A 13124-nucleotide genomic window follows, 5' to 3' on the forward strand; every position below is an offset into this window, starting at 1 on the left:
GCCAACAAGACTTTGGCTATTCTCCTTCAGCTTTTCTGCCAGCCCTGCTGCCGCTTCTCCCGGTTCCACCTCAATCAACTGTCCCGTCAGTCTGGGATTTTCCAGCTGCGCTGTTTTCAACAGTCCGGAGAGTCCTGAGAAAAGCCGCTGCTCACCCTGGCTGAAAACGACTATCTGGAGCAACACTTTGTCCTTGGTTTTTTGTTTGAGGATGGTTTGGATTTCTTCAAAGGCTTTTGTGGTATAGGCTTGGAACCGCTTGGCTATGTCTTGCTCCTTTGCTTCTACGGTGAGAAAGCGTACCCCCGTTATTTGCGTTTGGATGCTTTCCCGGATAATATCGCCCGGTTCACAGAGCATAACCAAATGCTGATCATACTCAAGGCCTGCGGCTTGTCCGGCAAGACCTTGTTCTTGCCAGCATGGCCGGAGCATTAACGTCCCGGGAACTGACTGCGATCCTGCCGAACCTAATTCCCCTTCCAGAACCCTTGATGAAAACCCGGTCATTCGCACACAGATATTTCCTTGCCCGTCACACAGGTCAATATCGAATTTCGGCAGCTTAGCTGTGGCTTTACTAGATTCACTATAGCGAATCCAAGCCCACATTTTTGCTGTACAATTGCCCAGGATGGCAAGTTCCTGCAGGGCAAAGGGAAGCGGCAGCTTGAGGGAACTTGTATCCTGTATAGTACCAGCACCCAGCAGTAATCCCAGCGACGCCTGCAAGGCCGCATCCAGCAAACTGGGATGCAAAGTGAATTGCTGTTGTGTACCGGCGACTGAAGAAGGCAGGGACAGCTGCGCCAACACCTGATCTGCGCCCAAATATATTTTCTCAATCCCCTGGTGCCCCGGACCATAGGCGAACCCCATAGCCCGGAAAGTATCATAGCATTGCAGGGCTGAAAGGGTTGCCTGGCTGCACTGGGCTTGCAACTCTTCAAGGTTTAGGGCTGGAAGCGCTGCCGCCTTGCTCAGCACGGCGCTGCCTTGGCTGTGTACTACCGGCTCTGCCTGGTTCTCTTCGCTATATATTTCAAAAGATATCAGTCCGTTATCCTCAGGAAAGAGTCCGATATGCACCTGAACCGGCTGATCCTCCACAGCAATTGGTCGGGCCCAGACTACATTTTTGAGCCGGATTCCGGTCTGTTCCGCTTGCCAATCTCCTGTTGCCTGTTCTACTGCCGCCCGGGCCATTTCAAGATAGGTCACGGCAGGTAACATCTTCCGGCCCTTCACAATATGATCGGCCAGGAAAAACTCCTGCCCTGTAAAGGTCGAACTAAAGCGTTGTTCAGAAAAATCCGATGTGTTTTGCTGCAATAACGGATGGCCGGAAGCCAGTGTGCCAAAACCCGTTATTGTACTGGCGGACATTTCAGTGTCGGTGTCAGATATCCAAAAACGTTCTCTGGCAAACGGATAAGTCGGAAGATTGATTCGATATATTTTCTCATCAGGAAAAATCATCTTCCAATTGAGATTATGTCCCTTTACATACAATTCAGCCAAAACCCTGAGTTTATTGCCATATTCCTGCTGATCCTGCAAGTCATTTGCTTGCAATTCTTTGATAATCGTCTCACCTAACTCTGCAAAGAGAGGTTGTATTTGGTGTTCTTTTTCCATACTACTTTTTGTAAAATATTCTGCCGCTTTTCCTTTTTCCAGAACTTGCTTTAATTCTTCCTGGAGCTCTTGCACATCCTTTATCACAAAAGCGGACCTTTTCTCAAAATTCTCTCTGCCCAAAAGCAAGGTCGCACTAATATCGATGAGTTTATTTTCTTGTCTCTTGTCCTCCAGCCAATGCAGCAGGTCTTTTTCTTTCCGCCGCAATGCTGTCTCTGTTTTGGCGGATAAACAAATTAAATAATAAGGAAGTTCAGGATTGGGATGCCTGGCAGTAACAGGTGCCTCTTCCAGAACCACATGGGCATTCGTACCGCCAAATCCAAAAGAACTTACGCCTGCTCGCCGGGGAAAATATTCATTGTTTTTATCTGCTAAGAGAGGCCAATCCGTTAACTGATCTATAAAATAAAACGGGCTGTTTTCACTTACAATGCGGTGATTTAGCCGTTTGAAATTTTGGAGCCCGGGTAACTGTCGGTATTTCATGGACAATAACACTTTGATTACCCCGGCAATTCCGGCCGCAGCTTCCAAATGACCTATGTTGGTTTTTACAGACCCCAAACCGCAATAATTTTTCCTTACTGTTTGCCCCTGTTGCGAAGTAAGGCGGGAAAATGCTTGCTGCAATCCTTGAAACTCAATGGGATCTCCTTTGGGAGTACCAGTTCCGTGAGCCTCAATATAACTGATACTCTCAGGTGAAACCCTTGCTTGTTTATGTGCTGCTGCAATCACATCTGCCTGGGCGTCGGCACTAGGATAGGTTAAGGTATGGGTTTTTCCGTTATGATTAACAGCGCTTCCCTTCAAAATGCCATAAATAGAATCCCCATCCGCAATAGCTTGATCTAAAGGCTTGAGCAAAATCATGCCTGCACCTTCACCGCGTACATAGCCGTCAGCACTTTCATCAAAGGTTTTACACGACCCTGTAGGCGATAACATACCGGTTTTTGAAAATGAAATATAGCGGGTTGGCGTCAATAATATACTAACTCCCCCTGCCAAGGCCATACTGCACTCTCCTGAGTGCAAAGACTGAACAGCTGTATGAATGGCGCTAAGAGAACCGGAGCAAGCAGTATCCAGCGCAATACTTGGTCCTTTTAAATTCAAATAATAGGAAATACGATTAGCGATTACTGGCGAGGCAGTTCCTGTAGAATGATAAGTTTCTATTTTGCGAAATTTTCTTTCTTGCAATTCTTTATAGTCAAAATTAAAAACCCCGATGTAAACACCAACTTTTTCCCCTGATACCTGAGAAGAGCAAATCCCTGCATCCTCTAAACAATCCCAGGTAAGTTCCAGCATAATCCGTTGCTGGGGATCCATTACTTCGGCTTCCCGGGGAGAAAGGTTGAAAAATTCGGCGTCAAAAGCATCCACATCAGCAATAAATCCTCCCCATTTACTAATACTCTTATTTATTTCACTTTGAGGATCTCCCCAAAAAGCTTTATAATCCCAGCGTTCTTTAGGAATTTCCTGAATACTTGAGCGTCCCTGTTTAAGGTTTTCCCAGAATTGTTCATAATTGTAGGCTCCGGGAAACCGGCATGACATACCGATAATGGCTATATCAGTTACCTGTTGTTGATAATACTTGCATTCGTTCCCTTCTTGATACTTTTCATTCTCCGGTTGAAACTTTTTATCTGACATAACTTTGACTCCTCCCTTAATAAATTAGTAGTTTCTCGGAAACTTGAGATGTTATATGTATCAAGGAAATTAACGTAGGTCTTTTTTTATTTCCTGCTGCAAGTCATACGTTTTTTTATAAACCAGATTCCCTTTTTATTCGTTGGACTAAACCAGTTAAAACTCTGGCTGGTCCGATTTCCTCAAATTCCATTTCCCCAAGGATCAGTAGATTCTTAATGCTTTCATTCCATTTGACTGGACTTGTAAGCTGCTCAATTAAGGTCTGTTTAATAGCTGATTGTTTATATGGCCGGGCGTGAACATTCGAAATTACTGTAATCGCCAATTCGGAAAACTTAAAGTTATCCAGGAAAACGGCAAACTTATTTTTAGCTTCTGTCATATACCGGGAATGAAAAGCTCCGCTTGTTTTTAAAGGAATGAACATCTGGACTGCCTTGATTTTCTCAAAAACTACCCTCGCTTGATCGATATCAGTTTTTAAACCTGAAATTACGATTTGCGATGGTGAGTTATAATTGGCAATTTCGATATTTTGCAAGTGATTCTGTTGTAAAACAGCTGTTATTTGTTCTTCATCCAGCCCGATAACTGCGGCCATGCCTCCCCCTGTAGCCTGGCTCATGAGTTCCCCTCTTTTTTTTACCACTCTTAATCCAGTTTCAAAATCAAACGCTCCTGCCGCAAATAATGCATTGTATTCTCCCAAACTGTGACCTGCTACAAAATCAGGTTTCTTCCCTGTTTCTTTGATTTTTTGCAGATAACTTAGCGCATTGACTATGTATAAAGCTGGCTGCGTATATTGGGTCTGACTTAATTTTGCTTGTGGGTCTTCCAGACAAAGTTCTTTAATGGAATAGCCTAAAACTGCATCTGCCTGCATCGTTAATTGTTTAAACTCTTCAAAAAGTGTCCCACCCATTTCTTTTGTCTGTGAACCCTGACCGGGAAAAATATAGGTAATCATGTCTTCCTATCCCCCTTTTTATTAATAGTCAGTGTACTAACATACATCGTTATTAAGTTGTTAATTATTAGTTATTTATTTACATTTATATCAAATATTTGATTTTATTTCCATAAAGTTTGTCTTAAAAGGCACTATGCTTGTTTATAAAGTTGAGCAGACCGAATGAAACAGCAGCGCATTGAATAGCTTAAGCAGTATATTTTACAGACAAAAAAGGGGCAAGAATGCAAAACATGTCGCAACATGCTGCATTCCTGCCCAATTTATGGCCAAGCCTTCTAACTATACTTAAATGCAATATCGATTTTGAAACTCTTTCGCACATTCCAAGGTCATTAGTGCGGTTTCTTTCGTGTTGGCCAACTTAACAAGATAGGATTTATTACCCCAGGGAGAAAGTTCTCTCACCATCTTTGGATTAATGATAAAACTCTTGTGACAACGGAAAAAATGGTATCTTCCCAATTGTTCTGTCAGATCCTGTAAAGATTCATAGGTCTGCAAAACAATATCTCCTACTGCATAAATCATTGTTTTACGATTGCTGCGGGTAATTAACACGATATCGGAAATATTTATAAACGTGCTTTTGTCATTGGAGACTATCTTAAGTTTAATAGGCTCTCCTTTATCTAACGGACTTTCCAGTCTCAGCAAATCGTTTCCGTCTCTAACTGTCTTCAATTCTTTAATTCGTTGTATCGTGTGCTCAATGCGTTCCCTATTAAAAGGCTTAAGTAAGTAGTCAAAGGCATATACTTCAAAAGCCTCATGAGTATAGCAATTATATCCGGTAGCAAACACCAGAAAAACATTGACGTTAAGTTCAAAAATTTTCCTGGATGCTTCCAGCCCGCTCATTTCCGGCATATCAATGTCCAACAATACCACTTCCGGCTCTAGCTTTTCCACCATTTCTACCAGTTGCTGCCCATTCTCCGCTTCGCCGATAATACTGACCCCGGGAATCTCCATCAGGATATGTTTTAAAACCCGTCGCATTATGGAATCATCCTCAGCAATGATAACTTTTAACATGTAATATATTTACCTTTCCCATTAGTAATACTATAAGAACATCTCTTAACCCTGCCATTCATAACTCGCTTCCTTTAGGTATTAACCCTTGCAGCTGCTTTCTGCCCTCCGGTATTATCACCTTGAAGCAAACACCATTGCAATCACTGTTCACCCTAATATCACCATTATATTTATGTACTAACTTTTGCGTGCTGTATAGTCCCATACCCCTCCCCTCCCCTTTGGTAGAAAATCCTGGTGCAAAAATCTTGTCCACAACATTACTCGGAATATTCGGCCCAGGGTTTTTCACTTCCAAAATATAACCTGCCAACTCTTGCCTGATACTGACCGTTACCTTACGTTCTGGCACTGGCTGATCGTTTACTGCGTCTAGAGCATTGTCAATGAGATTTCCTAAAATAAAGTTAATATCCCGGGTTTGTTGGGAAAACTGCTGAAAACTGGTTTCCACTGTAATCTGCAGGTCAATTTTACGGGCTTCGGCCAGACCAGTCTTGGTATAGAGCAGGGCAGTAACCCCTAGATTGCCGGTTTTTATCAATTCGGCCGTAGCTGCCACTTCGCCTACACTTTTTTTTATGTATTCCCTGGCCTCTTGAAACTCCTGTATTTCTAATAAGCCGTAAATTACCTGCAGTTCGTGAGTAAAGTCATGGCGCTGTATGCGCATGGTATACAACAATTCTTCTACCTGGCGAAAGGTATCAAGCTGTGCCTTGAGTTCAATTTCCCGGCTCATGAATTCTGTCAGTTCTTTGACTATAATTATAGTGATAATGGGTAAAACTGCAGTACCTATATAAAATAACAGTTGAATATCTTCACGTAGATGTTCTTGCATTACCGAATGATATTGATAACCCATGTGTAAAATTATTACTGTTTGGGTGAATAATAATCCCGTTAATCGAAAAAAAATCATCCGGCTTTCCGGTGGACAGTGCTCTATTATCCATATATTATAGCGGTAAATCAAAAAAACGAGCAGTATATTAATCGCTAATTGCAAGGGAAATGCCAGCAACTGCACTGCTGTATGCACACCAAACGGCAGTGTAACCATTTTAGCCACTAGTAAGAAAAAAATGGCAAACAACGTCTGGATACAACCCATCTGCAGGATTTGGCGAAAACTGGGTCTACCTCCGACCATGGACAGACTCAACCAGGCTACGACCATGGCTTCTGGAAAAGAAAATAAGACAAGCGTTATCGCGTTAAGCTCTGGCATTTTATTCTGCCCCCCTCTATACTCTCTGTTCCTCTATCAAAAACATTATATATTACATTAATTCTTGTATAATATTACTATATTTACCATAAATTATTAAATTCCTGCCGCATTTACATAATTTAACAGGAATTTTAAACTGTTTTTACATTACTAGTGATATGGTTTTACACATCCACCTATAATAACGGCTTATTTATCTTAGTCCGCGAGTCAAGACTCCCGCCTCTACAGGCGGCGTTAATTCAGGTGGAGTAGACTCTCCACCTGAATCCCCAATGTTTCGCTATGCTGAAACGAGTTTACTTTTACTGTCTATATAACAGACAAATGCCTTACAGTTCGGAGCTTTGAACTGTAAGGCATTTATTTAGTCTAAGTGCTAAATTACAATTATTATTCATCATTGTTACCCTAAGATTTTCTTTGCCAATTTATTTCTGGCCGGATATTGCTGGTATAGCCTGCTGGATTTAGCAGTAAGCTCCCGTCTACATTCTACTGATTTGTTCAACTCTGCTAAAGCGATATCCAAGGCCTCACCTTTTTCATAAATCTCCTGTTCGCGCCACTGAGTCATTTGTTTTCGGTTTCTAGCCTCACGATATTCCTTGGCTAATCTAATAACACCCCATAGACGCTCAATTTCGTTTTGCATCTTTAATGGATCAGTCATATCCAATACTCCTTTTGCTCTTCCAGGTACCCACAACCTACACAAGCACCGATGATAAGATTATTTGGCAATTAGTCATTCCAGTCACATTAACTCAACTGGCGCCAGTTTAAGCCAATGACCATATAGTACGAGTGAAGGGGCCTACTCTTGCAGTAAGCCCGTCGCGCCCCTTCATCCTTGTCGATTTAGTACGGTCTTACTATAATCTTGATATTCTCTTCTTTCCGGTTTACCAGTTCCTCAAAACCTTTTTCAATAATATCGTCAATACTAATCTTACCGGTAATCATTGGTTCAACGTTTATCCTGCCATCCGACATAAGCTGGATAGCCGGTGCAAATTCGCCATAGTACGCCAAACAGCCTTTTACATCTCTTTCGGTGAAAGACAACGCATTAAAATTCAGAGAAGTTTCTTTTTCATAAATACCTACAATAACTACCTTACCTGCAGAGCGTGCGCATTCAATGGCTGTAGGGGTTGCTTTGTCACTACCCACACAGTCTAGCACAACATCGGCGCCGCCATGGGTAAGTTCCTTGATTCTAGCCACTACATCAATTTTCGAAGGATCCAAAACTTCATTGGCGCCCACCTGTAGAGCAAGCTCCTTCCGGGCTTTAGCCATTTCAATACAGTAAATTTGGCTGGCACCAGCGGCCTTTGCGGCCATAATAGCACCCATGCCGATAGTCCCTGCACCGACAACAACTACGGTGTCGCCAATAATCACTGGCGCCCGGCGCACAGCATGAATGGATACAGCCAGCGGTTCAACTACAGCGGCCGTTTCATAGGACATTTCATTCGGAATTTTATACATTGTATACGCAGGTACATTTACATACTCGGCAAAAGCACCATCAGTCATTAACCCGGTAAAAGCCAGTTTCTCGCATAGGCTATACCGATTCTCTTTGCAGCGCGGGCATTCCCAGCATACTTGACAGGCATCAGGAGCAACCCGGTCACCGACTTTAACATTCGTAACGCCAGGACCTACCTCTACTACTTGCCCGGAAAATTCATGACCAAGAATTATCGGTGCTGTATCTCCAGTCAGGGCATGCGGTTTATCTACAGGAATGAAAATTGGACCAGCCAAATATTCGTGTAGATCTGAGCCGCAAATCCCACACCACTCTACTTTAACCTTTACCCAACCTTCTTTAGGGCTTGGCGGCTCCGGAACATCCATAACCCGAACATCCTTTTTACCATACCATACTGCTGCTTTCATCGAAAAGATCCCCCTTTTATATGTTGGTTTTAAAAATATATCCTAAATGTAAAACACTTTCCTCCTTCCCCTTTTCTGCTTTGGCATCGCCTATATCTTATGAACAATACCCAAAGTCGCAATATTACAAATTTTATTTTCATGAATAAGCGCTAGCATCACACCCCTATTTATTGCAAAAAACATGCCAACATTTTGAATTATTGTACAATTTAAATAAGTCTGCGGAATGGAAGCATTTTGTTTATATTAGAAAGTAGCGCTACAACCCGGCTTGTAGCGAAGTGTTTCGATAATTTGCAAAGTGTATTCTTGCAACTACATAACCCATACTACACATTGCAACATTTCGTCCAAAAACCAACAACAATTGCGCATTAACAGCTTAGCCAGCACTTAAAGCGGAAACGAAAAAGGTCTACCGTCTTACTCACGGTAGACCTTTTTGTCCAGAGTTCTAGTTTTAGTAAATGAAATCCAGGGCACAGTAGAAGACGCTGTTAGTTTTAGCTGCCGCTGCATTAATCGGCTTAATTCGATCATAGCCGGCCATTACGATGACATTTTTCCAGGGAACCCACTGATAATCGAACCGAACTGCATTAACATTATCAATGGCATTCATCAAATTACCCTGCGTATCGGTGGCCCACGGCGACCAAGTTGCGTACGCGTTATAGTTATGTCTCCCGGCAACGCCTGCCGGCATATGACGATAGGATAATCCCCAAGCCTGCGCACCTGTCTTTGCAGGGTCAACCATGGTAACTAACGCAGGATTCCAATAGGTAAAGCCATAATCAGAATTAAGAGCTATCCAATAACCGGATTTGCCTTTAACAGCAGGATTATCGGCCTCATTTCTCGCCCATTCACCCGAAATTGCCAATTTGGAGTTAGGAATCTGGAAAGCAGCATTAATTGAATATACTTTAAGCTCCTCTGCTTTAGTATCGTTTACCGGAAAGTTCCAGCCATCCTGCTGGTAATAATACGCACCAATATCAGAAGTCTTGGATGGTTTAAAAATAAACTCACCATAGCTGTATGATGATGTGCGGTTTTTCGTTACATCAAATGGCGGGTTGGTGCTACGGCCTGTCCCGGCTCGAAACCATAAGCTCTTGTCGGCGTTGTAAACACTGTAGTTAATGCCATCAGCCTTAAAGTCGCGGTTTATAAAACCGCCTTTGCCAGGATAAAGAATATTTCTACCTAATTCTACTTTACCACCCAGCACATTGCCGGTCACATAAAACAAATCTATCTGGGCATTATCGTCGTAGTTTCCCTGATGGAAATTAAAATTGTCCTGATGAATGCGAGCATCCCATTGCCATATCTCATTAACTTGTTGATTAAAATTAATACGGACACGCTCAGAAAACTGGCTCTTTTGGTCAATGTCGGCATTGCCAACTAAGCCGCCCCCCTCATTATGACCAAGCGAGGTATGGGTAAATTGAAAGCGAGTGTTCATACTAAAGTTCAATTTTTGCTTGGCTTCCACTTTGTCTACGCGTGCATCCAGCCTGGCGATCTCGGAATTAAATTCACTTGCCAGTTTCTCAATGAGAGCTTTTTGCTGAGCATTGGCCTTATTCATTTTTGTCAGGGCATTACCGGCAATAACAGCCATTTCGTAGCGGGTTAGAGTGCGGTCACCACGGAAGTATCTGTCACCATAGCCATCTAAAATACCATCTTTTGCTAGTTGATTTATGGCATCATAAGCCCAGTGGTTTGGTGGAACATCTTCAAAGATGGTAGGTTGGGCGGCAATTACCGTGGAAGAAAAAATCATAACAAGTACTAAAACCAGGATGGATAGATACCGTTTTTTCATAAGCGCCTCCTAGAGTAATATTTTATTCCCGCATCAGCATTGCTTGGTTTGCTAATTCATTGCTAGGCCTCCTTCCGCTCCTATTTGGCATTGTCTTCCTAACAAACCATATTGCATCCTTTACTTATCGCAAAAAATATGCCACCATCTGGACAGACGGTGAATTAAGCCGCTATTTGATCGTTACCACAAAATCTAAAACCGAATCTAAAGCTGTAAATTGTAGCATATTGCCGCAAACATTCGCAAAGTGTAGCTCCCTTAACCATAAGAACACTACACACCGCTACATTTTCCGGCAAACCGGGACCACAACCTCCTGCCTGCGGTATAGGCCAGAGCATAACCAGCCTCCTACAGGAAAATTCAGCGGGTTTAGCGGTCTGGTAATTACTGGCATGGTACTTGCAATTAAAGTCATAGCAAGGGCTTTTGTCTAATAATTCAGACGGCAGGCTAGAGAGAGAAGGAGGGATATTGTTGATAGCTGCAATTATTATTTGTTAGGTAGAAACCCTGTTGCCGGTGCGAGTATAGTAAAATCCAAAAGGAGGTTAATCGGATGGAGAAAAAAAACAGTACGTTTGCACTAGGAACTTTTACTTATGGAATAAGCAATACTGTCATAATCCTGGTTTTGAGTTTAGCTGTATGGTTTTTGTGGGGACTTGATATCGAAACACTGTTCCCGGGAATGTTCGGCGCCTATTTGTTTTGGGCGGTACTTTGTATCGTATTTTTAGGTTTTTGCGGCGAATCATGGCCGTTCACCAAATTGCCGCAGCCACAGGCTGGAATTTTGGCCCTTCTTGTCACGCTGATCTTAGATGTTATTATTGTAAATGCCTTAAGTGCCTATGGCAGTGTAATTCCGACCTTTAGCACTGCACCAGGCGGTACCGGCTGGACCGCTATAGCGATGATTGTTCTATTTGGCTTTTACGGTTATGGCGTACAGTCTAATAATATGGATCACTGGCCGTGGAAGGATATCGGATTAAAGCAACCATATGTTGGCATAATTGAAATTTTTGCCGGTACTTTTATTACCGGAGTACTATATTTTCTGCTGATGTATCCAAACCTGGCGGCTTATGCAAACAAAATTCAGCCAATCCTCCCTTTACCTACTGTTGTCGGCTGGTTTTACTCGGTTGTAGTATTTTGGCTGTCTTCCGCTTTAATATGGGAAAACTGGCCATGGTCAATGTTTAGTTCACGGGCTACTAAAGCGATTGCCTCTTTGTTCGGTAACTTTTTGGGCGGTACTGTTATTTTTTACTTCTTTATGTACCTATTGCAAAATTTTTTAATTCCGGCAGATGCCCAAAAGGCTTTGGGCGATGGTATTACATTGTGGCCGGCACAATTAGGAGTATGCATAGCGGGAGTAGAGCTTACCATGCTCTTATGCTTCCAAAGCTGGCCGACCGCTGGCAGTTTGTCTGCCAGGCTAATTATCAGAACCATTATCGGCTTCGCCGCAGGTATACTGGTTTTTTATATCTACACAAGATGGTTTGGCTTTGTACTGCAAGAAGCACCAGTCACCAAGGACTTTGGCGGAAATCCGTTACTATTTATGGACTTATTTAACTGTGTTTTGTTAATATACACAGTGTATTTTGCCAGCTGGCCTTTGAAATTACAAAAATAACCTGTATTCCACTGAATAAGGGGCTGTGCTGAAATTATAACTTCAGCACAGCCCCTGCTTGTTATCCACACTGATATTGTACTTATACTTCATTGGCCAAATTGTAGAGCTGCTCGGTCAAACTGGTTATTTCCTCAATACTGGCAGTTACTTGCTCGATAGCTGCCGCCTGCTGCTCCACTGTTAACGCGGTAGTATTTCCCGTAGCTACTGTCTTGTTTACTGATTCTTTAATCATATTGGTAAATTCTTTGATTCTGCCAACCGTTTTCTTAGAATCACCGGAGAGATTACGAATTTCCTGAGCTACTACCCCAAAGCCCAGACCGGCTTCACCAGCTCTTGCCGCTTCTATGGCCGCATTAAGACCAAGCAATCTTGTCTCATCGGCAATTTCTTTAATAAAATCCATTACTTCATCAATTTGACCAGACACAATATTTACCTGGTTAATTTCTTCGTTTAAAGAATTTTGATTTTGGTTTATATCACTGGCAGAAGCAGCCAATTCCTGCATGGTAGCAGATACCTGGATGAGGTTTTCATTGATGATGTTAGCCATATTCTTGAGTTTATACTGATGATACCCAAGTTTTGACAAAGCATTTGCCACCAAATACAAAACAGTAGCAGCCGCTTCTACGCTTTTTAGTGGCAATTGTTGAATGTTACGCAGTTCTGCTACATAGTCATCAGGATTTACGCCAAGCTCCACCGCAATTTGCCGGTATTTTTCTTCAACAGGAGGTTCAATTAATACTTGTCCACCTAAGATGGCGCCTATCTGCCGCCCCTCCAGCATAATTGGTGCGGCAAAATCGACTAAACCGCCATGACATTGATAAATAGCCGGTTTACCTGTTCGCGCTGATTCTTCGCCACCTTTCCGGTCACACTCCATACAGCGCTTGCTGCCAATTTCCGTACCACGGGTATATTCCATGCAAAATTTCTTAAAATTACTTGGCTGCGTAATAGCATTCCCGTCAACATCTACCGTCAAACTAGCCACACCCAAACATTCAGAAAAATTATCCTGAAATTGTTGTAAAAAGTTCACATCAATAATGTCTTGTAATTTTACTTGTCTCTGGTTAGCTGCTTCTTTTGTCACTTTATCACTCATATAGCATCTTCT

The 13124-nt window shown here is 42.5% G+C and carries 10 protein-coding genes; 1 reads left to right on the forward strand and 9 read right to left on the reverse strand.

What is annotated here, in order from left to right; genetic code table 11:
- From SALPA_RS29335 to SALPA_RS26550, 8 genes are all read right to left on the reverse strand, one after another.
- On the reverse strand, positions 1–3312 hold a 3312-nt coding region (locus SALPA_RS29335; protein WP_186451241.1), incomplete at its 3' end, for a type I polyketide synthase.
- Between the two features lie 115 nt (positions 3313–3427).
- On the reverse strand, positions 3428–4285 hold the full coding sequence (gene fabD / locus SALPA_RS26520) for an ACP S-malonyltransferase (protein WP_145101187.1): 858 nt from the start codon (positions 4283–4285) through the stop codon (positions 3428–3430).
- A 291-nt stretch (positions 4286–4576) separates the two neighbouring features.
- Positions 4577–5326: a LytTR family DNA-binding domain-containing protein gene (locus SALPA_RS26525; protein WP_145101189.1), complete on the reverse strand. Its 750-nt coding sequence runs from the start codon at positions 5324–5326 to the stop codon at positions 4577–4579.
- 58 nt (positions 5327–5384) lie between these two features.
- Positions 5385–6563: a sensor histidine kinase gene (locus SALPA_RS26530; protein ID WP_145101192.1), complete on the reverse strand. Its 1179-nt coding sequence runs from the start codon at positions 6561–6563 to the stop codon at positions 5385–5387.
- Between the two features lie 409 nt (positions 6564–6972).
- The gene (locus SALPA_RS26535) at positions 6973–7239 is read right to left on the reverse strand and encodes a hypothetical protein (protein WP_145101195.1); all 267 of its coding nucleotides are present in this window, start codon (positions 7237–7239) and stop codon (positions 6973–6975) included.
- A 188-nt stretch (positions 7240–7427) separates the two neighbouring features.
- Positions 7428–8483 (reverse strand): 2,3-butanediol dehydrogenase, encoded by a 1056-nt coding sequence (locus SALPA_RS26540; protein WP_145101198.1) that lies wholly within the window; start codon positions 8481–8483, stop codon positions 7428–7430.
- Between the two features lie 463 nt (positions 8484–8946).
- The gene (locus SALPA_RS26545) at positions 8947–10329 is read right to left on the reverse strand and encodes an S-layer homology domain-containing protein (RefSeq protein WP_145101201.1); all 1383 of its coding nucleotides are present in this window, start codon (positions 10327–10329) and stop codon (positions 8947–8949) included.
- A gap of 164 nt (positions 10330–10493) precedes the next feature.
- Positions 10494–10673: a hypothetical protein gene (locus SALPA_RS26550; protein WP_145101204.1), complete on the reverse strand. Its 180-nt coding sequence runs from the start codon at positions 10671–10673 to the stop codon at positions 10494–10496.
- Between the two features lie 218 nt (positions 10674–10891).
- Between SALPA_RS26550 and SALPA_RS26555 the strand changes: the two genes are divergently transcribed.
- The gene (locus SALPA_RS26555; RefSeq protein ID WP_145101207.1) at positions 10892–11986 is read left to right on the forward strand and encodes a hypothetical protein; all 1095 of its coding nucleotides are present in this window, start codon (positions 10892–10894) and stop codon (positions 11984–11986) included.
- A gap of 82 nt (positions 11987–12068) precedes the next feature.
- On the opposite strand, the gene SALPA_RS26560 is transcribed toward SALPA_RS26555, so the two are convergent.
- On the reverse strand, positions 12069–13100 hold the full coding sequence (locus SALPA_RS26560) for a PocR ligand-binding domain-containing protein (RefSeq protein ID WP_370516745.1): 1032 nt from the start codon (positions 13098–13100) through the stop codon (positions 12069–12071).
- Positions 13101–13124 lie beyond the last annotated feature (24 nt).

The sequence above is a fragment of the Sporomusa sp. KB1 genome, from assembly GCF_007830295.1.
In the GTDB taxonomy this organism is placed as follows: domain Bacteria; phylum Bacillota; class Negativicutes; order Sporomusales; family Sporomusaceae; genus Sporomusa.